A 22,992-nucleotide genomic window follows, 5' to 3' on the forward strand; every position below is an offset into this window, starting at 1 on the left:
TCCGCCCATATCGTGCGCCCCGACCTTCTCGATGCGCTCACTCTCTTATCCGGCTGCTGCAAACCTCAAAACATCCCGGGAGATGCGGTATGCACGAGGACGACCGGGCACCCGGCTGGGCAGCTTGTACTGGAATCCTCTCTCTCCTGCAGGCTTGAGCAAGTCCTGAACCTGCAGGAGTTCGAAGAGCCGGCCCAGATCCGCTTCTGCTGCCTGCGCGATGCCAGCCATCGTGGGCGCGGTGAGATAGACGAAGCTGTCGTCGAACCACCCGGTCTCGCTGATCGGAACGGTCCCGTCCGGGTGATCCAGCGACACCAACGCCTGGTCTCGCAGGAGGTCCCGAACCGACGTGGCCGCGCGGCTGAGCAGGGCGCGATCCTGCGCCGACAGCACGCCACGGTGCTTGGCGATCCAGCTTTCGAGAAGGTGGGCGCAGAAGGTCTTGAGCCTCGTTTGGAGCGGGGCCTGCGGCCCGGCCAGGAAAGACTTCATTCGTAGGGTTACCAGATGCCCCGCTGCGTACATCGCCCCGCAAGCAAGCACGACGCGCTCGGTTTCAGCGTCAAGCGGGAGGTTATCCGGTCCGGCCGCACTGTCGCGAATGTCATCGGTTCTGATACCAAGGTACTGACCTCGTGACCCGACTCCCCACTCGATGCTCGCCCGCAAGAACTCTGGACCGAAGCTGCCCGCATGCTGCGCTGCGACCGCCAGGACCAGCTCGGGGTCATCGACATCCCAGGATCGGCAATCGATATCGAGGATGTTGCGCAGATCCTGACCCGGCAATGCCTTGCCGTCGCCGCCAAGCAGCGGGACCATGCCCGTCGACAGCACGACGACCCGGCCGCGACCGACGGCGTCAATCCCGGCCAAAGCCTCGGCGATCGCCGGGATCTTGCGGTGATGACGCGGCTCGTATCCGGAGATCAGCACCAGACCGTCCCGGGCCTCGCGTACCGCCGCAAGAAGGCGCGACTGCGGCTCGGACCAGGTCAGATGCAGCTCGGTCGGCTGCGCCCATACACTCGCGGCGACCGCACGGCTCAGCCGGCCGGCACCGTCGCTGCCGTGCAGATGCAGCAGGAAGGACCACGAATGCTCCGCCCGGATCGGCATCAGTACCGGCGCGATCGCGGCGCAGAGACCCAGCATGACGGCATTATCTGGCTTCCGCCCGATCACCCCCTCGATCCACTTTGCAGCAGACGCGGCACGGTCAGCCTCGGCCATCGGGCGTGCCGTGACCCGGGGGGCACCTGTGAAGAGGACGCCCGCCGCATCGGAGTTTTCTGACCCGGTCAGGACCTCACCCGAGGGTAGGATGAACCGCTCGAAGTCGGTCCCGACCCAGCCGGTCACACCGACCGCAAGACCGACGCGTTCGACCTCCATCGCCCGCACCAGATCGCAGACCTCGGTGGGCTTGCCCCGGAGATCGAACCCCCGATCGACAAGCGCCGCCACCACCCGCGCCGGCGCTTTCAGCAAATCCCGCATCGGCAGCACGGCGCTTTGCCAGTCCCCATCGAAGGTGCGGAATGCCACGTCCAGGCTCCAGCCAGTTCCATCCGCCCCGCGGGCCTGCGAGCGCACGAGGACCGGGCCACAAAGGGGCTTCGTGCGCCCGGCGGATCGGTTCTGGTGGATCATGGGGCCGATCAGCTCATAGTCTTCCGGCAGGCGGGCGCGGATCTGTTCCAGCAGCGGATCAGCCTGCGGCTGCGGCGCATCTTCAGGCGCGACCTTATCCGGGGCAGATCCCTCACGTTCCGTGGTCTTGTCCGACATGCGCATCTCCTTGGCTGGCTTCGAGGATCACGCCTGCCCGGGTGGACAGATACCCTCACGTGGTCCGACGATTTTCACATATATAACAATTATGTCCGCCCATCCAATGGGTACAGCTTGTTCACACGAAGATTTTGACCGAGCCCGGCACCTGTCGCGCCGAGCGAGACGCGCGGAGACCCTCCCGCACCGATCCGAGAGGCCCTCCGGATGAGCAAGCCACGCAGTCCGTCGGCCTGTCTGCTCTTTTGTCCGACCAATTATTGTTTATAGACAGATATATACGCTTGTTCGTGAAGATTAAAGTTTTTCTTGTCGCACTATTGACATTCAGAGCAGTCGCTCCCAACTTCCTACCATGGTCACCGGGCGCCCGATGAGCGGGCGAAGCGGAAGCTCCAACTTCCACCCCGCCCTGACCACAACGTGTCCTGTGGAGACCCGTCATGGCTAAGAACTACGTAACCCCGCACGCGGACGGATTCAATTCCGCATCCCCCTTCACCTTCAGCCTGTCCCAGCTCATCCGCGCTCGCGCGATGACCCGCGCGCTGGTCGATCTGACCACCGCCGAGCGCGACCTCGGCGATGATGGCGGCTTCGACCCGGCGCTATTCGCCTATCAGGCCGCCGTCGATGAGGCCCGGGCCCGCGTTCTCGGGCATTGCGAGGCCCTGATCGCCCAGCCCTCCAACACGCCGCAGGCTGTCTCTCTCCAGCGGGTCGCGGTGCTGGTGGCGTCCGTCGTCCGCTCCGGTGATCCGGCCGAGGTGGGGCGCATCCGGTCTGCTCTGACCGTGGCGCGCTGGGTCTGGCAGCTGCCGACCACCGTGACGGGCCACGCCTTCTATAATTCGACCCTCGATGCCGCGCTTGACGCACTCAGCGGCTATATCGACGGGCCTGACGAACCGGAGCACACGCCGCCGACTGCAGGGTGCCAGACGGTGATGGAGGCCGGTGCCGCGGTGGCGAGGGACGATCATCCGGTCCCGGTCGCCCATACCGAGGTGAGCGTCGCCTTCACCGCCGTTCTGCGCGATCTCGACGCCTCCGTGGCTGCGGAGCGGCGGATTCAGCGCGACGCCGTGTCCGACGTGTTCGCTCCGGAGGTCATGGCGGATCTGGCTGCGGCTGAGGCCGCGCGCGAAGGTCTCCTCACCCGGCTGGCAGATGTCACCGCCCTGCCGGAGCAGCGTGATCTCGACCGTCCGCTGCGTCTGCTGGCGAAGGCCCTGCAGGCGCTCCTCTCGGTGGAGGATGACGGCGATCGCCAGCATATGCACGGCGTCTTGGCCGGCAGCGCACACGATCTGTTCGTGCGGGGGGATGCGCCCGTGGAGCGCCGGGTACGCGCCCTGCAGCAGCGTTTCCTCGACGGCGTCGCGCGGCTCATGTCGATGGCGGACTACGGAGGAAAGGGATCCGGGCCGGAGGATGACGGCACGGACGACGCGCCCGGCCTCGCGGCCTGAACCGCGCCGGACCTCGCAAGGGGGCCCGTGACCCCCTTTCCCTCTTCCCGAACGATGGAGGCGCGCATGAGGCAGCTTCTTCTTCCCGGCATCACTTTGCCGACCCGGCCCGCCGAGGCCCGCGACGCCCGTGACGCGCTGGCGGCCTATCCGAACATGTCCACCGAGGATCTCTGCAGCTATGCGAAGATCCTCGGCCATTCGGCAGAACTTGTCGTTGCCTCGATCCTGATGCGTCTCGGGGAACGGGACTTTCCCGCGCCCGAGTTCGAGCGTCACGACAGGGTCCTGTTTCTTCCCGGTGACACGCCCCTGCGCATTCAAGTCAAGACGCGCCACACGCGGACGCCCGCCGGCGACTATGTCTTCAACCTGAAGCAGAGCTCGGAACGGGGCGCCACTGGGCGTGGTCCGTATTCGGCGGCGGACTTCGATATTCTGGCGATGGTCGCACTGCCCGAAATGGCCGTGCGCTTCACCGCCGACTGGCAGACGCGCCACACGATCTACGCGAGCGAGTGTCCGGACCTTCGGCGCAACCCGCGCGCGACGCTGGACGCGGCCCTCATGCGCCTTGGGCACGCCCACGCGATCCCTGGTCACGTTGACGGGCCGGACCTCGATCTCGCCGCCTGACCGGCCGGTCGCTTTCCCACCCGCAGATCCTTCCTCGGCCCGCCCCTCGGCGGCGGGCCGACGGCCACCCCTTTTCCCGGAGCTTTCCCATGACCCAGCCCTCGACCTCCTTCTCGATCCCTCCCGCTACCGCCCCGGTCACCGATAGCCTGGACTGGACCGTCCTCGCCGCCCAGATCCGGGACAGCCTCCTCTCGCGGGCCGCTAGTTGGGCCGTCACCGCCTACACCGTCTCCGACTTCACCGAGGAAGACGACGCCGAGACCTCCGTTGTGACGGCCACCGACGCCGGCAATGGCGATGAGGCGACGGCCGACACCGCACGTTCGAGCGCCCACAACGACAGCTGGGACCTCGATGACCTTCTCGACCTGGTCGAGGCCGAGGCCGATGTGGCCATGAGCGGCTTCGCCGACGCGCTGCCTCCGGTCCCGGAGGACGCCCCGGCACGGCGCAAGGTCTACCGCCTGCGCCCCGAGGCCGCACTGGCCGTGGTCCGCCTCGCAGCGACCTTCGGCTCCGCCGAGGCGATGGTGCGGGTCCTTGGTGCGCCAGGCGCTGTGACCCTGATCACCACCGCCGACCCCGCGATCGATGCGCATCTCATCCAGCTCATCGAGCATGTCACCCAGCCCCATGCGCTCTGGCCGCGCGGCGCGGCGATCCCCGTGGTCCTCACTGCCGAGAAAGCCGGGGCCACCAAGCCGGGCGCGTCCGAACCGGCTGTTGCTGCGCTTTCGGGTTCCCTGCGGCTGGCGCTCGACACGCGCCGCCCGGCCGCCCTCATCGCCCCGGCGGCCGGAACCGTGCCGAAGGCGCTCAAGCCCCTCAACCCAGAGGTGATCGCGCTCGCGCCCCTCGACCGGACGATGCTGGCGCAGATCCTCGGCGATAGCTATCCGGAGGCGGACGCCCCCGGCACCGCGCTCAGCGCACTGTCCACCGAAGCGCCGGTCGCGCGGCTCACCCCCGGCGACCTGCTCCTCGCCCTGCGCTGGCCCGACCCGGAGCGCGCCGTCGCCACTCTGGCCGCCGCGCTGACCCCCGAAGAGACCGAGACCGGGCCGGGGCTTGCCGAATTCCCGCTTCCCGACGAGGTCCGCGGCCCGCTGGAGCAGCTCGTCGAGGACCTCCGCGCCTGGAAGGCGGGGGAGATCCCCTGGCGCAACGTCAGCCGTGGGATCCTGCTCGCCGGCCCTCCGGGGACCGGCAAGACCGAAACGGCCCGCCAGGTCGCGCGTGAGGCAGGCATCGGCATGATCGCGGCCTCGCTCGCCACGTGGCAGGCGCGTGGGGAGCGCTCTTCCGATCTGCTCCGCGCGATGAAGGCGGATTTCGCCAAGGCCGCCAGCGAAGGACCCTGTATCATTTTCGTCGATGAGATCGACGTATTCGGGGACAGGAACCGCCGGGACCACAATGCCTCCTGGACGGAATATGTCGTCGGAAGTTTGCTGGAATGCCTCGACGGCTTTACGGCTCAGGAGGGGGTCGTGGCCATGGCCGCGACCAATCACGTCGACAGGGTGGACCCCGCCCTGCGCCGCCCCGGCCGTTTTGACCGCATCCTCCGCCTGGGCCACCCCACCGCAGATTTGATGCCGCAGGCGATCCGCTGGCAGGTGTGGCCGGATCTGCGCGACGCCGACCTGACCGCCATCGCTGCGCAGGCGGCCGGCATGAGCGGCGCTGATGTCGCGGGCGTGGTCCGCACCGCCCGGGCAAAGGCCCGGCGCGCACGCCATCCACTCAGCGTGGAGGATCTTTCCGCCGCCCTCGGCGAGCTCCGGCCCGCTATGGGTGACGCCCTGCGCTGGCAGGTCGCGGTGCACGAGGCCGGGCATGCCGTGGTCGGCGCGGCCACCGGGATCGCGAAACCCCGCCTGCTTGCGCTTCAGGGCGACGGCGGGGTCACCCATGCGGAGCGGCGCGTCGTGCATCAGCGACGGTCCGAACTCGACGCCGCGCTCGCCCTCGATATGGCCGGGCGCGCGGCGGAACTCATCGTATTCGGCGAGGCGTCGGCCGGGGCGGGCGGTGCTGCGGACTCCGATCTCGCCCGGGCCACGACCATGGCTAGCGCGATCGAAGGGGGCTGGGGTCTCGGCGCACGCCTAACCTGGCTCGGTGACCCCGAGACCATCGCCGCCCGCCTGCGCTTCGACCCCCGGCTCGCGGCCCGCGTCGAGGAGCATCTCCGCAGCGCAGAAGAGCGTGCGCTCCACATCCTGCAGGCCCAGAGGCCGGTTCTCGAAGCCATCGCCACCGCGCTCCACAACAGGGGCATGCTCACCGGTTCCGCGCTGGATGAGCTGATCTCCCGGGTGAAGCCGGAGGCTGCGCTCCAGACGCCCGAAGAGGCCGCGGTGGCTATCCCGGGTGAGATGGACCAGTCCGGGCCCGGCGACGAACGAGCGGACAACCCGCTTGCGGACTGGTCAGCGGCCTACCGACCACTCGATCGCGCCGCCTGATCCGCCCCGTACCCGGCCGCCTGTTCGACCCCGTGCAGGCGGTCGGCGAAGTCAGCGCAGACGCTAACCGTGGTCAGGACGCCCGTCTCGAGGGTAGTGCGTTCGATTAGAGACTTCGTCAGAATGGAAAGGCTTGATCACGTGATCCCAGTCTCGATCGCAGAGCGGCGCCGCGCTCGATCTATTCTCCACCGACACCTTCATAACTGGTTCCTGTTCAGAGAAACGCGCCTATGGCGCGCGACGCCCCTCCCGTATTCACGGGGCGCTGCATTGAGATCGACCGAATCCGCTTACGGTTTGCCTGACCCGCTTGCATTCCAAGGCCGGGTGGCACACTGTGACACCTGACTGTGACACCACGGACCGACCTTTAAATTTTTCTGGTTTGAAATCAGATACTTATGGGTACGCAAAATATGGCTCCGTTCCCTACCGCCGGAGCCAAAACTTCCAAGAAAGCAATTATTTAGCTTATCCTGCACTCTGCAGGCTTGGACGATTTTGGCATATTGGTTCGCGCTTATGGTCCGCCGGAGCCGTCAGACCTTCCCGACCCGCGCATGAAATCTGTCCAACTCACTTTGCGTGGGTGCATGGCCGGTGAAGGTTTTGACGTAGTTGGGAATTCGCGTAAGGCGTAGGTTGAGGTCTTCCTGCACCTGCATCGAGATATAGCCGATCTGTACCAGATACATGGTGCGCGCCCTTACGTCAGATTCGTCCACCGAATAGCCGAACCGTTCAAACATTGCGCGCAACGCAGAAAGGCGCATCTCGTCCGTGGTGTTGACGGTTGCCGCGACCGCATCGGACTGGTGAGCCCAGCCCCGGATGGCGAGGTCGAGTTTGTTTTCAAACCCGCCCCCCGGCAAAAACACGGCGATCATGTTCAACGCGGCTTCGGCGATGGTTTCGGCAAACGCCTCTGACGCCTGAACGATCGGTTTTGTATTGGTCTCGTCCCAGTCCTCCAGCAGGGCTTGCAGCACTGCATCGCGATCCTCGAAGAACCAGTAGAAGCTGGTGCGCGACAGGCCAAGGCGGTTGGCAAGCGGTTGGATTTTCACCGCGTCTATCCCCGAATCGAGAAACGCATCACGGGCCGCGGCCAGCCAGACCTCGCGGGAGCCGCGCCATCCTTTTGCTTTCGGGTCGATATCGAATGCGTCTGCCATGTCGCAAATCTATGCGTGGATGTCGGCGGCGACAAGCAAAATGGTCAGCTATGAACACAAACTTGACAGGTATGAACATTTACGACAACGCTTCCTCAAAACGCGCGGAGTGACCATGTCCAACGACCCCCTTCTGCAGCCCTATCAGCTCAAGCATCTGACGCTGCGCAACCGCATCATGACCACCAGCCACGAACCGGCCTATCCCGAAGACGGCATGCCTAAGGCACGCTATGCCGCCTATCATGCGGAACGCGCCAAGGCAGGTGTCGCTTTGGCGATGACGGCAGGATCGGCGGCAGTGTCCAAGGACAGCCCGCCCGTCTTCAACAACATCCTCGCTTACAAGGACGAGGTTGTGCCCCATATCCGGCAGCTGACCGACGCCTGCCACGATCACGGCTGCGCAGTGATGATCCAGCTCACGCATCTGGGGCGGCGCACAACATGGAACAAAGGCAACTGGCTGCCGTCAGTTTCCTCCTCCAAACACCGCGAACCGGCGCATCGGGCGTTTCCCAAGCTGGCCGAGGATTGGGACATCGAACGCATCATCACCGATTTCGCCGATGCAACCGAGCGGATGAAGGAGGGTGGCATGGACGGGATCGAATTGCAGGTCTATGGCCACCTGCTTGATCAGTTCTGGTCACCGCTCACCAATGATCTGGACGGGCCATATGGTGGGCAGACACTCGACAGTCGGATGAAGCTTTTGCTCGATGTGCTGACGGGTGTCCGCAAGCGTGTGGGTGATGAATTCATCATCGGCATCCGCTACACCGCCGACGAGGCCGAGGCGGGCGGGATTTCGCCCGAAGACGGTATCGAAATCTCGAAACGGCTGGCCGCGACCGGTATGGTGGATTTCCTGAACGTGATCCGGGGCCGCATCCACACCGATCCGGCAATGACCGACGTGATCCCAGTGCAAGGCATGAAAAGCGCGCCTCATCTTGATTTCGCGGGGGCTGTCAGGGCGGCAACCGGCATGCCCACCTTTCACGCCTCGCGCATCCCCGACGTGGCCACCGCGCGCCATGCGGTGCAGGCGGGGCTATTGGACATGGTGGGCATGACCCGCGCGCACATGGCCGATCCGCATATCGTGAGAAAGATCATCGAAGGGCGCGAGGATGACATCCGCCCCTGCGTCGGCGCGACCTACTGTCTGGATCGCATCTATGCAGCGGGTGAGGCGCTGTGCATCCACAACGCAGCGACGGGCCGCGAGCTAAGCATGCCGCACGAGATCACGCCCGCGGAGACCCGCAAGAAGGTGGTGATCGTGGGCGCTGGTCCCGCTGGACTGGAAGCTGCGCGTGTCGCGGCAGAGCGGGGGCATGACGTGACCGTGTTCGAGGCCCAGCCCGATCCCGGTGGTCAGGTGCGCCTGACCGCGCAGAACCCACGCCGCCGCGAGATGATCAGCATCATCGACTGGCGCATGGCGCAATGCGCGGCGCGCGATGTGGACTTCCGTTTCAACAGATGGGCCGAAGCAGAGGATGTGACCGAACTGAACCCCGATGTTGTGGTCGTCGCCACTGGCGGTTTGCCCAATACCGAACTTTTCGAGAGCGGACGCGAGAACGAGCTTGTGACCTCATCCTGGGATATCATCGCGGGGGATGTGAAACCGGGACAATCGGTGCTGATCTATGATGAAAGTGGCGACCACCCTGCCCTGATGGCCGCCGAAGTCGCGGCCAGTTCAGGCAGCACAGTCGAGATCATGACACCGGACCGCACGTTTGCGCCCGATGTGATGGCGATGAACCTCGTGCCGTATATGCGCGCGCTTCAGGACAAGGATGTCACCTTCACCGTCACCCGACGTCTCAAGGACGTGCAGCGCGATGGCAATCGCCTGAAGGCCGTGATCGGGACGGATTACAGCGATCACACCAGCGAAAAAACCTATGACCAGATCGTGGTCAACTACGGCACGATGCCGCTTGATGATCTCTATTTTGCGCTTAAACCGCTCTCATCGAATGGCGGTGCTGTCGACTACGACGCCTTGATCGCGGGCGCGCCGCAGGACATGGCGCGTAACGCGGCGGGTACGTTCCAACTGTTCCGCATCGGTGACGCGGTCAGCGCGCGGAATACACATGCCGCGATCTATGACGCGCTGCGCTTGGTCAAGGACATCTGAGACATGCAGATGCCAAATATTCAGGCAATTTCCTGCTGGTCACGGGCAGTGTTTGCGCCCTGTTGCCACACGAAACCGACGCCTTGGAAACTGCTTTGAAACGCGGGTCGCAAACCGATTTCGCTGCGTCGCAATCCACGACGTCGCGCCGCGATTTGCATGCGATTGCGCAATCAGAGGCCACAGCCTTGGATTATTTTCCTTCCACCCCATCGCCCTTGGGCGAAAGACCATATTCATAGGTGTCCCATGCTGCGTGAAGCCGATGTCCTGTCCACGTTGATGCGTCGCAAACCGGCGCATTCCCTTGCGCAAGATCTGTATTGCGACCCCGGTGTGTTTCAGGCCGATATGGAGCGGATCTGGTACAAGGAATGGCTGTTCGTGCTGCCCTCCTGTGAGATCCCCAAGCCGGGCAATTACATCGTCCACGACATCGGCGCCTATTCGGTCGTCATCGTGCGCGGCCACGACAACGAAATCCGCGCCTTCCACAATTCCTGTCGCCATCGCGGCTCGGTTCTGTGCAAGTCGAAGAAGGGATCGCACCCCAAGCTGGTCTGCCCCTATCACCAGTGGACTTACGAACTGGACGGCAAGCTGCTTTGGGCGCGGGACATGGGTCCGGACTTCGACCCTTCGAAACATGGTCTGAAGCAGGTGCATTGCCGCAACCTGTCGGGCATGGTTTACATCTGTTTGGACGACGATGCGCCTGACATCACGGAATTTGCCCAACAGACCGCGCGCTATCTGGCCCCGCATGATCTAGAGAATTCCAAGGTCGCTTTTGAAAGCACCATTGTCGAACATGGCAATTGGAAGCTGGTGTGGGAAAACAATCGCGAGTGCTATCATTGTTCGGGCAATCACCCGTCGCTCTGCCGCACCTTCCCCGAAGACCCGCGCTATATCGGGTCGGACAATTCGGGCGTTCTGTCCGAGGTGGCATCAAACCACGTGACCCGCTGCGAGGCGGTTGGTGCGCCCTCCGCTTTTCTTGAATCCGCGCTGGGCGATTGGCGTTACGTGCGCACGCCGTTGTTGGATAAGGCGGAAAGCTATACGATGGACGGCAAGGTTGCGGTGTCAAAGCCGAACTCCTCGATCCCATTCAAGGACGCTGGTTCGCTGCTCAAGTACAAATACCCCGGCTGCTGGAACCACTTTCTGTCGGACCACATCCTGCTTTTCCGCGTGACCCCGATCAGCGCGATGGAAACCGAAGTGTGCACCAAGTGGATCGTGCACAAGGATGCGGTCGAGGGTCAGGACTACGATCTCAAACGCCTGACAGAAGTTTGGCTGGCCACCAATGACGAAGACCGCGAAGTGGTCGAGAACAACCAGCGCGGCATCCAATCCCCGGCCTATACCCCCGGCCCGTATTCACCGACGCATGAAGGCGGCAATATTCAGTTCACCAACTGGTACGCAGCAACGATGATCCGCGGGATCACCGGTGGCGTCACCCCGATTGCGGCGGAGTAAGCCGATGGCCTTGGACGTCGATCTGACCGTCACTTCCGATGCGGGAATCTGGACCGATGGCGAACCGCTGGTTTGCTGCGCAGTGGTCCCCGAAGCGCCGAATACGGCGACCTTCAGCTTTGTCTCGCCCTCGGGGAAGCAGTTTCGCTATGAGCCTGGACAGTTCCTGACGCTGGAATTGCCCGTGCCGGGCGGGACATTGTGGAAGACTTACACAATCTCCTCCTCGCCCTCGCGACCGCTGACCATCGCCGTGACGGTCAAAGCCCAGCCGGGCAGCATCGGCACGCGCTGGATGCTGGACCACCTCAAGCCGGGGATGCAGATCAAAGCGACGGGACCAGCGGGCATCTTCACCCTGCCCCGCGCGACCAAGAAAAAGTATCTCTTTATCTCCGCCGGGTCGGGCATCACACCGTCGTTGTCGATGACCACGTACCTCTACGACCGGGGCACCGATATCGACATCGTGTTCGTCAACTGTGCGCAGCGCCCGCAGGACATCATCTGCCGCCAGCGACTGGAACAGATGGCAAGCCGGGTGCCGTCGATCAAACTGTTCTTCATTGTCGAAGAAGACGACCCCTACCGTGTTTGGACAGGGCTTCGCGGGCGGTTGAACCAGTTGATGATCGGTCTCATCGCAGGCGACTATCTGGAACGCGAGATTTACTGCTGTGGGCCGGAACTCTTCATGGACGCGGTGCGCGACATGCTCATTGGTCTGGGCTACGACATGGAGCGCTATAACCAGGAAAGCTTTGTCGCACCGGTCAAGAAGGAAGAGCAGCTTCCAGAACATGACGACGTCGTCCCCGATGACAGCGCCACCGCCAGTGTCGCCTTTGCCCGGTCGGATGTCACGGCAGAGTGTCTTGAGACAGATACGGTTCTGGCCGTCGCCCGCAGCGCCGGAATTGTCATTCCGTCTGGCTGCACCTTTGGCGTCTGCGGCACCTGCAAGATCCGCAAAACTGCCGGAGAGGTGCACATGGTCCACAACGGGGGCATCTCGGAAGAGGACATCGACAACGGCTATATTCTGGCCTGCTGTTCGAAGCCCATCGGCGCGGTCGAAATCGACGTCTGATCCTGCAAGCGGGTCAACCCGCAAGCAGAGCACCAAGCGCCATCGTCACCGCAGCCTGAACAGGGTCGATGACAGGGATGCCAAGCTCTGCCTCAAGTGGGCGGCGATGCCGGGCCATCCCGGCACAGCCCAAGATCACAACGCCTGCACCATGCGCCTTGAGCGTGGTGCCCGCCTCGACCAGCCGGGCATAGGTGCCCTCCCCGCGCGCGCTGTCATCGACGCTCATGTTCAGCGCAATCTCGCCGGCCAACCTGTCCAGAACCTGCATGCGCGCCATGTAGCGGCGGTGGCGCGGGATCGACCCATCAGCCAAAGCGATGATCCCGAACCGATCCGCACGGGCCATCGCAGTCAGCACGCCGCTTTCCTGAATGCCGAATACCGGCTGCGGCACCACCGACCGGCAGGTGTCGAGGCCAGGATCAGAATAGCAGGCGATCACAAAGGCGGCCGCATCGGGGCGCGACTGCACAAGAGTGGCAAGCGGCAGGATCACACTGTCGGAATCGCGCTGACTTTCGATGCCGAACGGGCCTTCATTAAGCGTGAGGCATTCGATCTTTGGTCCACCTTGCAAGGTGAACGCAGAGAGCGCGCCGCTCAGACCGTCGGTCACCACCTGATTGGAGTTCGGGTTGATGACCACGATGGGTCCGGTCATCGCAGAATCTCCGCCCCAAAATTGGTGGCAGGATCAGTTTCCGGCAGCCGCGTTCCCGTGAGACCCGACAGGTCGGAGCGCCCGCGTTTGACAAAGCCGCCGTCGCCCGGCTTGGCAACCAGTTCACCCTGATCCACAACTCGCCGCCCACGGGTGAGCACCGTGACCGGCCAGCCCGTGACCTCCATCCCCTCGAACGGGTTGTAGTCCATCGCGTCATGCATGTCGCCCGCGATGCGGGTCTCGGTCGGATCCCAGATCGCGATATCGGCATCCGCGCCAATCGCCAGTGTGCCCTTGGTCGGGTGCATCCCGTAAAGCCGCGCGGCATTGGTCGAGGACAGCGCGACAAACTGGTTAAGGTTGATCCTTCCCTTGACCACACCTTCCGAAAACATCATCGGCAGCCGCATCTCGATCCCCGGCATACCATTGGCGATCTTGCGGAAATCCACGTCGCGCCCGTTGGAAAACTTGCCGGTGTCGTCGAGCCGGAACGGCGCATGGTCCGAGGACACAACGCTGAACGTCCCCCGCGCGATGTGCCGCCAAAGCACCTCTTGTGTATGAGTATCGCGCAGAGGCGGGGAACAGATGTATTTCGCGCCCTCCATGCCCGGACGGTCCAGATCGTGTTTTGTCAGGAACAGGTATTGCGGGCAGGTTTCACCAAAGACATAGGCTCCATCCGCGCGGGCCTGCGCAACCAGTTCCGCCCCTTTAGGTGTCGACACATGCACGATCATCAGCGGCGCATTGGTCAGCTTGGACAGGCTGATCGCACGGTTGATCGCCTCTTCCTCGGCCAGACCGGGGCGCGCAGGGGCGTGGTACTTGGGTTCGGTATAGCCATTATCGGCCAAGGCGGAGGCCATCCATGTCAGCATGTCATGGTTTTCGGCATGCACCATCGTCAGCCCGCCATGCCGCCGCGCAACGGTCAGGATGTCCAGAAACTGCGCATCGCTGACACGAGTTGCGTAGGTCATGAAGACCTTGAAGGACGTGATGCCTCTGTCGAATACCCCCGGCAGTTCGTCAAGAACAGACGGGTTCGGATCGGTCAGGATCAGGTGGTAGGAATAGTCGATCACCGACTTGGGGGCCGCCCGTCCATCATAGGTGGCCAGGGTATCGGCCACGCTCTGCCCCGGTTTTTGTGCCGCGAAGGGCACGAAACAGGAATTGCCCCCGAACGCAGCCGAGATCGATCCGGATTCGTAATCGTCCGAAGTCATCAGCCCCATGCCGCTTTCCTGCGCGATATGGCAATGCGCTTCGATCCCGCCGGGCATGACCAGCTTGCCCGTGGCGTCAATCACGTCCTCACCGCTCAGGTCATGGCCCAAGGTCGCGATCTTGCCGTCGCGGATGCCGATATCGGCGCTGAACGTTTCAGATGCAGTGGCAAGCGTGCCACCCTTGATCACCAGATCATGCTGCATGATGTCGTTTCCCTTCTAGCCCAGTGCCGCCAGCTTGCGATCCAGCCGGTTCATCAGCCGCGTCAGTTCCTCGTGATCGGCCTTGGTCATCGACGGCCCCGGCGCGCGCACCTTGGGGGCCGCCAGCACACCCCGACGGTGCAGGATTTCCTTGCGAATGGCGAGGCCGATGCCCAACTGCTGCTCGTATCGCACCATCGGCAGATAGGCGTCGAACAGATCTTCCGCCCCGTCTACATCCCCCGACTTGTGCCGGTCGACCACTTGCACCAGCATCTCGGGATACGCGAACCCGGTCATTGCGCCATCAGCGCCACGCGCCAATTCCTGAGGCAGGAAAAGCGCGGCGTTGCCCGTCAGGATCGACAGGCGCGGTGTGTCGGAAGTGCCGCTCTCAGACCGCACGCGGGACAGCTTGTTCAGCCCCGGCCAATCCTCGTGTTTGAGCATGACGATCTGGTCGTGATCGCGGGTCAGCTGCAGGATGGTTTCAACGCTGAACTGAACACCTGTGGTCTGCGGATAATCCTGCACACAGACCGGCACATCCGGCCCAAGCGCCTTGCAGACCTGTGCGAAATAGCCCTGCAGTTTGACCTCTGTCCCCAGCCCCGGCATCGGCGCCACCATGACACCCGCCGCACCCGCATCCATCACGCTGTGCGACAACCGCGCCATGTTGTCCAAACCGGCTCCGGACACGCCAACGACAACCGGAACGCGGCCCGCAACCCGGTCCAGCACGTGGCGTGCGAATTGCGCGGATTCCTCGCCCGACAGTTTCGGAGCTTCGCCCATGATGCCAAGGATGGTCATGCCCGTCACACCGCAGTCGAGGTAGAAATCCACCATCCTGTCCGTGCTGTCCAAATCAAGCGCCCCATCGCTGGAAAACGGCGTGGCGGCGATGATGAAAACACCTGCGGAATGCCTGTCGATACGCTGGTTCATCGTCCTCTACTCCCTGAATGTCGGTCACCCCGGTCGTTGCTGCGCCGGGCTATCTCATCGTCGCAGAATACCCATCCTGTTTCGACACGCCAGCACCGACAACACCGATCTTGCATGTGGCGCCAAACGTGCAGCGGGTTGCACGCGTGGCTGCAAGCTGGCACAGCTATATGTATTCACTTCGGAGCACCCCATGTCCAAGACCGTCTTTCTGATCAACGGCCCCAACCTGAACCTTCTGGGCAAGCGGGAACCCGCGATCTATGGCGCGGACACGCTTGAAGATGTGGCGCACCGCTGCGAGGCGCTGGCCAAGCCCGCGAAATTCGATCTGAAGTCCATGCAGTCGAACCATGAAGGCCAGATCATCGACTGGATTCATCAGGCGCGCGACGAAGCGCAGGCAATCATCATCAATCCCGGTGCCTTCACCCACACCTCGATCGCGATTTATGACGCGCTGCAAGCCTATGAAGGGCTGGTGTTCGAAGTCCACATCTCGAACGTCCACAAACGCGAGGCGTTTCGGCATCATTCCTACGTGTCCGCCCGCGCCGAAGGCGTGATCGCCGGGTTTGGCGTGGAAGGCTATGAACTCGCTCTGCGCCGGGTGATCAGCCTCTTGGGCTAAGCCCTAGAACGGGCCATCCTCCAAAACGCCATCCGCCGACATCTGTGCGTAAAGCAAACCTTCACGCAACCCACGATCCGCGACGGACAGACGGTCTGTCGGCCAGCAGCGCAGCAGCGCCTGAAGGATCGCGGCCCCGGACATGATCAACGCCTGACGGTCCAGCCCGATGCGCGGATCGGCCCGGCGCCCTTCTGGCCCAAGCTCCAGATACCCCGAGATCACCTTTTCGATCTGATCCGAGGTCATGCGAAGACCATCCACCTTGGTCCGGTCATAGCGCTTGAGGCCCAGATGGCTGGCGGCCACAGTCGTCACCGTCCCGCTGGTGCCGACGATCTGGAAGCCTTCACGCGTCTGTTCGTCCTTGTAAGGCGCAAACTCGGCAAGGTTTTCCTCAAAATACCAGCTCATCAAGGCATACCGCGCGCTGTCGCTTTCCACGTCTGAGAACTGGTCACGCAGCGTCGCAACACCCAAAGGCACGCTGATCCAGTCCACCACGCGGGCGGCGGGAAACGGGCTGTCCTTGGTGTGGAAACCGGCATGCAGCCGCATGATCGCGCGGGGACGTTCAAAGGCGGGCACGGCTGTCAGATCAATCCAAACCAGCTCGGTCGACCCACCGCCGATATCCACCACCAGCAATTGTTCAGTCTTTGTGCTGACCAAAGGCGCACAAGAGATGACGGCAAGACGCGCTTCTTCTTCGGGCTGGATGATCTCGAGGTTCAGCCCGGTCTCACGTTTCACCTGACGGATAAAGTCGCGGGCGTTGTGCGCCCGGCGGCACGCTTCGGTCGCGACCAGCCGCATCCGTGTCACTTCGTGGCGGCGGATCTTCTGCTGGCACACCCGCAGCGCGGAAATCGTCCGGTTCATCGACGCGCGACTGAGCCGCCCAGACTTTTCAAGCCCGGCACCCAGTTGGACCGATTTGGAAAAGCTGTCGACCACATGGAATTGGTTGCCCTTGGGCTGGGCAATCAACATGCGACAACTGTTTGTGCCCAGATCCAGCGCGGCATAAAGCTCTGATGGATCGGGCCGTGACGGCGCGGGGCTCTCTACCGGTTTCGGGAATGCGCCCGCACCTTTGGGACGCTTTGGCGCCATGACTTCGCGCCTTCCGAATATGTAAGTTACCCCGACCCTAAGCCCGCTTTGAATGCGGCGCAAGTTTCGTGATCACTTGCCACACAGTTATGAAGCCCCTTCATGCAAAGCCTGAGAATTTTGGACCTGATATGGCATCGCAATACCCGCCTGGCTGTCCTATTGTCGCCGTGGGTCGCAGACGGAAGCGGACAAGTCGAAATTTGCACTTATGTCGTGCATGGCCTCAATTACGAAGACGCAAGCAGAGCAAAGGAATCACGAACATGCCGGACGTCACAGTTGTCTATTGGCGGGATATCCCGGCTCAGGTGATCGTAGGCAAAGGCCGTCGTGGTGCCAAAGCCCAACTGCCCGAACGGTTCGAGCAGGCCATCGATCGTGCCGCAATGAAAATCGGCGCGTCGGACACTGACAGCTATCTTGCCGAATGGCGCAAGGCCGCGCCATACGAGCTCGAAGGCGACCCCGAAGAGGTCTGCTCTGCCGAGGCGGCCCGCATTGATGCGGAATACGACAAAGAGCGCCTGAAAACGCTGATTGATAACGAAGGCTGGGCGTAACCCCGCATGACCCTGAGGGAGGCCATCATGGCATTGTTGAATTTCCGCAAGCGCGAAACCGTCGAAAACGGCACCACGCCCGAGATGGAGGCATTCCTTAAGGGCTATTCCATCGAGGTGATGCCGCGCACCGCCGAAAAGGTCGAGGATTTCCGCGCCCTTCTGGCCCCCGGCACCCGCGTCTACATCGCCCATATCGAAGGCACTCCGATCGAGGAGATGGTTGCAACCGCGAAGCGACTTTCTGACGATGGATACCCGGTCATGCCGCATTTTCCGGCCCGTATCATCAAAGACGCAGCCACGCTGGCAGATTGGATCGCGCGCTATCAGGGTGAAGCCGGTGTCGATCAGGCGCTGCTGCTGGCCGGAGGTGTGGCCAAGCCCCACGGCGATTTCGACAGTTCCATGCAGCTTATGGAAACCGGCCTTTTCGACAAGGCGGGTTTCAAGCGCCTGCATGTCGCTGGTCACCCGGAGGGCAACAAAGACATCGATCCGAACGGCGGCATGAAAAACGTCGAAGACGCGCTGCGCTGGAAACAGGCGTTCTCGGAACGCACCGATGCCAAGATGGCGCTGGCCACCCAGTTCGCCTTCGACGCCGACCCTATCATCAAATGGGTCGACGACCTGTCAGCAGCAGGCATCAAGCTGCCGGTGCATATCGGCATTGCTGGCCCCGCCAAACTGCAAACCCTGATCAAATTCGCCATCGCCTGCGGTGTCGGCCCGTCGCTCAAGGTCCTGCAGAAACGCGCCATGGACGTGTCGAAGCTGCTTCTGCCTTACGAGCCGACAGAGGTGCTGACCAAGCTGGCCGCGCACAAGGCCAAGAACCCCGAGTTCAACATCGAACAGGTGCATTTCTTCCCACTGGGCGGCATCAAGACCAACGCAACCTGGGCCATCGAAAACGGTCGTGCCGGCACAGCGCCCGCCGCCACGAACTGATCCGTCCTGATGCCAGCCCTGCTTTTTGATCTCGACGGCACCATGCTGAATTCGGACCCGATCCACGAGGCCGTGTTCACAGAGCTTTGGACGGCGCGCGGCCTGCCCGTGCCCGAGGGCTTTTACATAGAGCAGGTACATGGCCGCCTGAACGTCGATGTCTTTGCCGACCACCTGCCAGACGAGCCCGATCCGCAAGAGCTGAGCGAGTGGAAAGAGGCGCAGTTCCGTGACCGTTTGCCGACCCCCTATCCCGAAACACCGGGACTTACGGCGTTTCTGGACCACGCGCAGGCGCAAGGCTGGCAACTGGCAGTGGTGACCAACGCCATGCGCCTGAACGCCGAAGCGATGCTCGGTGCCATTGGCCTGCGCGACCGGTTCGAGGTGATCGTCATCGGCGAGGAGTGCGCCCATGGCAAGCCACACCCCCTGCCATACCTGACCGCGATGGAGCAATTGGGCGAAACACCAAAGACCTGCATCGCGTTCGAGGACAGCCCGTCGGGAATGCGCGCCGCCGCCGCCTCCGGAGCCTACAGCATCGGCGTCCGGTCCGCGCTGACCGACGACCAATTGCGCGCCGTCGGCGCAAAGATGACCATTGAGGATTTCACAGACCCCGCGCTGCCAGAGATTCTGGCCCGCATTGAAGGAGTAGCCGCATGACCCGCACGATTGTCGAGTCCAAGACCAAAACCGCCATCATCGGGTTCGATCAGCCGTTCTGCGTCATCGGCGAACGGATCAATCCCACGGGCCGCAAGATCCTGAACGAAGAACTCGAACGCGGCGATTTCAGCCGGGTCGAAGCCGACGCGCTGGCGCAAGTTGCAGCCGGTGCAAACATCCTCGACATCAACTCGGGTGCTGTGTTCTCGAACAAGATGGCTGAAGACCCGCGCTATGCCGACAACAACTTTGTCGAACCGACGCTGATGCGCGAATTGGTCCAGCGGGTACAGGCGATCACCGATTGCCCGCTTTGCATCGACTCGTCAGTTCCTGGCGCGCTCGAAAACGGCCTCGCCGCCGCCGAAGGCCGCCCGCTGCTGAACTCCGTCACCGGCGAGGAAGAGCGGCTGGAGCTGGTGTTGCCACTGGTCAAGAAATACAACGTGCCTGTTGTGGCGATCTCGAACGACGACACCGGCATCTCCGAAGACCCCGATGTCCGCTTTGCCGTCGCCAAGAAAATCGTCGAACGCGCCGCTGATTTCGGCATCCCGGCGCATGACATCGTGGTCGATCCGCTGGTCATGCCGATTGGCGCCATGGGCACTGCCGGGCTTCAGGTTTTCACCCTGGTCCGCCGTCTGCGCGAGGAACTGGGCGTGAACACCACCTGTGGCGCGTCCAACATCAGCTTTGGTCTGCCCAACAGGCATGGCATCAACAACGCGTTCCTGCCCATGGCCATGACGGCCGGCATGACCTCCGCGATCATGAACCCGGTCGCCCTGCCCGTCGGACCCACGAGGATCGCCGAAAAGCGTGCCGAAGTCGCCGCAGCCGGCCTCATTCTGCCAGAGGACATGGACGACGAAACGTTCTGCATCTTGTTCGGTCTCGGCTCGACCAAGCCGAAGCCCGGCAAGGAAATGGAAGCCATCCGTGCCGCCAACTTCCTCACCAACAATGATGAAGGCGGTGGCGCGTGGATCGCCTTCAACCGCCAGCCGCCGAAAGCCGGTCAAGAAGGTCGGGGTCGCGATGCGCGCACCGGTGGCCGCCGCCGCCGCGCCTGATCTTCTTCTTTTTCAAAATATGCCGGGGGCCGCCTATTGTGGCGCCATTGGTTCAAGCACAATGGGCGGCGGGGCTGCCCCCCAATGCGTCGGACCGCGCAAGCGGTCCGAACCCAGACTACAGCGCGACGCCGCGCCGTCCTGCCAGATCGGTGAAATACTGCCACGCCACACGGCCTGACCGCGCCCCGCGAGTGGCCTGCCATTCGATCGCTTCGGCTCTCAGGGTCGCATCATCGACATCCACCCCGTAAGCGTCACAATAGCCCCGGATCATGGCAAGGTAGTCGTCCTGATTGCACGGGTGGAACCCAAGCCAAAGCCCGAACCGGTCCGACAAAGAAACCTTCTCCTCGACCGCCTCAGACGGATTGATCCCCGATGATCGTTCATTTTCGATCATATCGCGTGGCATCAGGTGGCGGCGGTTCGATGTGGCGTAAAAGACCACATTGTCTGGCCGGCCTTCGACGCCCCCATCGAGCACCGCTTTCAGCGATTTGTAATGCTGATCATCATGGCTGAAACTCAGGTCGTCGCAGAACAGCAAAAAGCGGTGATCCGACACCCGCAGCAGGTTTAAAAGACGCGCCACGCTGGGCAAATCCTCGCGCTGCAATTCGACCAGCTTGACCGGGATATCCTCGGCCAGCACTGCGGCATGAACGGCCTTCACAAGGCTCGACTTGCCCATGCCCCGTGCGCCCCAGAGCAGCGCATTGTTGGCAGGCAGACCACGCGCGAATTGACGGGTATTGGCCAGAAGCGTGTCGCGGCTGCGGTCCACACCCACCAAAAGCTCCACCGGAACGCGGCTGACCTTGGGCACGGGCTGCAAATGATCAGGATCGACATGCCAAACGAACGCGTCCGCCACGTCGTAATCCGGGGCTGGCTGCGGTGCCGGAGCAAGTCGCTCCAGCGCGGCGGCAATCCGCTCCATCGGGTCGGTCACTTCTTCGCGTCCTCGTCGAATTCACGCATGAGCGGGTCGTCATCTATACCCTCGGCAGGATCGTCTTCGAACCACAGGCCCTGCGCCTTGAGCTCTTTCTCGCGCTTTTTCTCAACGCGGCGGACGAGAATGATCGACACCTCGTAAAGCCCGTAGACCACGGTAAAGAGGATCAACTGGGTCACCACGTCTGGCGGAGTCACCAACGCGGCCAGTACCAGAATACCGACCATCGCGTATTTGCGCACAGCCCCCAGACCAGCGGCAGACACAAGACCTGCCTTGCCCATCAGCGTCAACAACACCGGCAACTGAAAACACAGCCCAAACGCCATGATGAACACCAACGACGTTTGCAGGCTTTCGTTGACCTTGCCGAAGAAGGTGATCTTCAATCCCTGATCGGCAACCGGTGCAACAGCGGTCGGATCGACATCGACCGCGCCGGACAACACGTTGGCAAACAGCGACGGCGCGTCGGTAAAGCCAAGGAAGAATGCCATCGCCAGTGGCGTCACGACATAATGCGCGAACGCGGCACCCGCCATGAACATCACCGGCGACGCGATGATGAACGGCAGGAATGCGGATTTCTCGGATTTATACAGACCAGGCGCAATAAACCGCCACATCTGGTGCGCAATCACCGGGAACGCCAAGGCAAAGCCGAACACAAGCCCGATGCGGAACAGCACAAACAGGTATTCCTGCGGGCTGGTATATTGCAGCGTCGGCGCGGGATCGCCCAGGGCACGCAGTGTTTCTTCGATCGGGACCAGCAGGAAGCGCAGCACATGCTCGGCCAGAAAATCACCTTGGACCGGGATGAACAGCACACAGATGCCAGCAAACAGCGCCAGCACGGATCGGATCAACCGAGTGCGCAGCTCTGCCAGATGTTCGATCAGCGGCGCGCTGCTGTCCTCGATATCGTCGTCCCGGGCACTCATCTCAGGCGTCCTTTTCCGGAGCGGCATCGGCTTTCAAAGCCGATTCCATTTCCTCGGCCTTTTTCAACGCCTCGTCGGCTTCACGTTTCTTGCGATCCGCGGCCGCACGTGCAGCGCTTGCTTCGATCTTTTTCTTTGCAGCCTCACGTTCGGCAGACAACTTTCCGGTGTTGCTTTCGGGGTTTACATTGGTCATCGACTTCGCCGCGTCCTTGACCCCGTCCATGGCACTCCCCAGCGGATTGGTCGCCGATTTGAAGGTTTTTTGAACGTCGCGCACACCGGACTCGTCCGCAGCGTCATTCATCGCGCGGGAGAAATCGCGGGCCATACCACGGGCCTTGCCCATGAAATTCCCCACCTTCCGAAAGAGCACAGGCAAATCCTTAGGACCGACGACGATCAACGCCACCACCCCGATCACCAAAAGCTCGGCAAAGCCAAGATCGAACATAATCGTTTAGACCTTGTCCTTGTCTTTCGCCTCTTCAGGCGTCACGTCCGTGGCCGCGTCAGCCTTCTGCTCTTCAAGCTCTTGCTTGCCCTCGTCCACGCCCTTCTTGAACGCGGTGATGCCTTTGCCGACTTCGCCCATCAGCGACGAAATCTTGCCACGACCAAACAGCACCAGCACCACGACGGCGATGAGCAAGAGGCCCGGCAGACCGATATTTCCGATACCCATGAAGTTTCTCCTTACCAGCAGGCCGCAGCCT

Annotated in this window: 21 protein-coding genes; 11 read left to right on the forward strand and 10 right to left on the reverse strand. The window is 62.6% G+C overall.

Annotation, left to right across the window (positions count from 1 at the left end; all coding sequences use genetic code 11):
• Window positions 1-45: 45 nt before the first annotated feature.
• Window positions 46-1,794: a DUF927 domain-containing protein gene (locus tag MCRY_RS11240; protein WP_176234505.1), complete on the reverse strand. Its 1,749-nt coding sequence runs from the start codon at window positions 1,792-1,794 to the stop codon at window positions 46-48.
• Window positions 1,795-2,240: 446 nt separating this feature from the next.
• Here MCRY_RS11240 and MCRY_RS11245 point away from each other — a divergent pair, with 446 nt between their 5' ends.
• From MCRY_RS11245 to MCRY_RS11255, 3 genes are all read left to right on the forward strand, one after another.
• On the forward strand, window positions 2,241-3,269 hold the full coding sequence (locus MCRY_RS11245) for a hypothetical protein (RefSeq protein ID WP_085629877.1): 1,029 nt from the start codon (window positions 2,241-2,243) through the stop codon (window positions 3,267-3,269).
• Between the two features lie 66 nt (window positions 3,270-3,335).
• Entirely contained in the window at window positions 3,336-3,905 is a 570-nt protein-coding gene (locus MCRY_RS11250; protein ID WP_139834096.1) for a PDDEXK-like family protein, read from the forward strand.
• Window positions 3,906-3,994: 89 nt separating this feature from the next.
• Window positions 3,995-6,379 (forward strand): AAA family ATPase, encoded by a 2,385-nt coding sequence (locus MCRY_RS11255; protein WP_085629881.1) that lies wholly within the window; start codon window positions 3,995-3,997, stop codon window positions 6,377-6,379.
• A 542-nt stretch (window positions 6,380-6,921) separates the two neighbouring features.
• On the opposite strand, the gene MCRY_RS11260 is transcribed toward MCRY_RS11255, so the two are convergent.
• Window positions 6,922-7,557, reverse strand: a complete 636-nt coding sequence (locus tag MCRY_RS11260; protein ID WP_085629883.1) for a TetR/AcrR family transcriptional regulator — start codon at window positions 7,555-7,557, stop codon at window positions 6,922-6,924.
• A 115-nt stretch (window positions 7,558-7,672) separates the two neighbouring features.
• On the opposite strand from MCRY_RS11260, the gene MCRY_RS11265 reads away from it, so the two are divergent.
• The 3 genes from MCRY_RS11265 to MCRY_RS11280 all read left to right on the forward strand — a co-directional run bounded on the left by MCRY_RS11265 (window position 7,673) and on the right by MCRY_RS11280 (window position 12,299).
• Window positions 7,673-9,718, forward strand: coding sequence for an NADH:flavin oxidoreductase (locus tag MCRY_RS11265; protein WP_085630213.1), 2,046 nt, complete (start codon window positions 7,673-7,675; stop codon window positions 9,716-9,718).
• 249 nt (window positions 9,719-9,967) lie between these two features.
• Window positions 9,968-11,209, forward strand: a complete 1,242-nt coding sequence (locus MCRY_RS11275) for an aromatic ring-hydroxylating oxygenase subunit alpha (RefSeq protein WP_085629886.1) — start codon at window positions 9,968-9,970, stop codon at window positions 11,207-11,209.
• A 4-nt stretch (window positions 11,210-11,213) separates the two neighbouring features.
• Window positions 11,214-12,299, forward strand: coding sequence for an FAD-binding oxidoreductase (locus MCRY_RS11280; protein WP_085629888.1), 1,086 nt, complete (start codon window positions 11,214-11,216; stop codon window positions 12,297-12,299).
• A gap of 13 nt (window positions 12,300-12,312) precedes the next feature.
• Here the strand turns inward: MCRY_RS11280 and MCRY_RS11285 are convergent, their stop codons facing one another.
• Genes MCRY_RS11285 through MCRY_RS11295 form a run of 3 tightly spaced genes read right to left on the reverse strand, consistent with a single transcriptional unit; the run spans window position 12,313 to window position 15,359 of the window.
• Window positions 12,313-12,963 carry an aspartate/glutamate racemase family protein gene (locus tag MCRY_RS11285; protein ID WP_085629890.1) on the reverse strand — a complete coding sequence of 217 codons (651 nt, stop codon included), beginning with the start codon at window positions 12,961-12,963 and terminating at the stop codon, window positions 12,313-12,315.
• Window positions 12,960-14,408 (reverse strand): dihydropyrimidinase, encoded by a 1,449-nt coding sequence (hydA, locus tag MCRY_RS11290; RefSeq protein ID WP_085629892.1) that lies wholly within the window; start codon window positions 14,406-14,408, stop codon window positions 12,960-12,962. Before hydA ends, MCRY_RS11285 begins: the two co-directional genes overlap by 4 nt.
• Window positions 14,409-14,423: 15 nt before the next feature.
• The gene (locus tag MCRY_RS11295; protein ID WP_085629894.1) at window positions 14,424-15,359 is read right to left on the reverse strand and encodes a dihydrodipicolinate synthase family protein; all 936 of its coding nucleotides are present in this window, start codon (window positions 15,357-15,359) and stop codon (window positions 14,424-14,426) included.
• A 193-nt stretch (window positions 15,360-15,552) separates the two neighbouring features.
• On the opposite strand from MCRY_RS11295, the gene aroQ reads away from it, so the two are divergent.
• Window positions 15,553-15,990 carry a type II 3-dehydroquinate dehydratase gene (gene aroQ / locus MCRY_RS11300; protein WP_085629896.1) on the forward strand — a complete coding sequence of 146 codons (438 nt, stop codon included), beginning with the start codon at window positions 15,553-15,555 and terminating at the stop codon, window positions 15,988-15,990.
• Window positions 15,991-15,993: 3 nt separating this feature from the next.
• Here aroQ and MCRY_RS11305 read toward each other — a convergent pair whose 3' ends face one another.
• Window positions 15,994-17,106: a Ppx/GppA phosphatase family protein gene (locus tag MCRY_RS11305; protein WP_085629898.1), complete on the reverse strand. Its 1,113-nt coding sequence runs from the start codon at window positions 17,104-17,106 to the stop codon at window positions 15,994-15,996.
• Between the two features lie 266 nt (window positions 17,107-17,372).
• Here MCRY_RS11305 and MCRY_RS11310 point away from each other — a divergent pair, with 266 nt between their 5' ends.
• From MCRY_RS11310 to MCRY_RS11325, 4 genes are read left to right on the forward strand one after another with little or no spacing between them, the layout of a single operon-like run.
• Complete coding sequence (locus MCRY_RS11310; RefSeq protein ID WP_085629900.1) at window positions 17,373-17,669, forward strand: virulence factor; 297 nt, start codon at window positions 17,373-17,375, stop codon at window positions 17,667-17,669.
• A 27-nt stretch (window positions 17,670-17,696) separates the two neighbouring features.
• Window positions 17,697-18,623 (forward strand): methylenetetrahydrofolate reductase, encoded by a 927-nt coding sequence (locus MCRY_RS11315; protein WP_085629902.1) that lies wholly within the window; start codon window positions 17,697-17,699, stop codon window positions 18,621-18,623.
• A 9-nt stretch (window positions 18,624-18,632) separates the two neighbouring features.
• Window positions 18,633-19,292 carry an HAD family hydrolase gene (locus MCRY_RS11320; RefSeq protein ID WP_085629904.1) on the forward strand — a complete coding sequence of 220 codons (660 nt, stop codon included), beginning with the start codon at window positions 18,633-18,635 and terminating at the stop codon, window positions 19,290-19,292.
• Window positions 19,289-20,371, forward strand: a complete 1,083-nt coding sequence (locus MCRY_RS11325; RefSeq protein WP_085629906.1) for a methyltetrahydrofolate cobalamin methyltransferase — start codon at window positions 19,289-19,291, stop codon at window positions 20,369-20,371. The genes MCRY_RS11320 and MCRY_RS11325 overlap by 4 nt, the downstream gene beginning before the upstream one ends.
• A 118-nt stretch (window positions 20,372-20,489) precedes the next feature.
• On the opposite strand, the gene MCRY_RS11330 is transcribed toward MCRY_RS11325, so the two are convergent.
• From MCRY_RS11330 to MCRY_RS11345, 4 genes are read right to left on the reverse strand one after another with little or no spacing between them, the layout of a single operon-like run.
• Entirely contained in the window at window positions 20,490-21,314 is an 825-nt protein-coding gene (locus MCRY_RS11330) for an ATP-binding protein (protein WP_238939506.1), read from the reverse strand.
• A gap of 8 nt (window positions 21,315-21,322) precedes the next feature.
• Window positions 21,323-22,276: a twin-arginine translocase subunit TatC gene (gene tatC / locus MCRY_RS11335; RefSeq protein ID WP_085629910.1), complete on the reverse strand. Its 954-nt coding sequence runs from the start codon at window positions 22,274-22,276 to the stop codon at window positions 21,323-21,325.
• 1 nt (window position 22,277) lies between these two features.
• Window positions 22,278-22,730 carry a Sec-independent protein translocase protein TatB gene (tatB, locus tag MCRY_RS11340; protein ID WP_085629912.1) on the reverse strand — a complete coding sequence of 151 codons (453 nt, stop codon included), beginning with the start codon at window positions 22,728-22,730 and terminating at the stop codon, window positions 22,278-22,280.
• Window positions 22,731-22,736: 6 nt separating this feature from the next.
• Complete coding sequence (locus MCRY_RS11345; RefSeq protein WP_085629913.1) at window positions 22,737-22,961, reverse strand: twin-arginine translocase TatA/TatE family subunit; 225 nt, start codon at window positions 22,959-22,961, stop codon at window positions 22,737-22,739.
• Window positions 22,962-22,992 lie beyond the last annotated feature (31 nt).

The sequence above is a fragment of the Marivita cryptomonadis genome, from assembly GCF_002115725.1.
GTDB lineage: Bacteria > Pseudomonadota > Alphaproteobacteria > Rhodobacterales > Rhodobacteraceae > Marivita > Marivita cryptomonadis.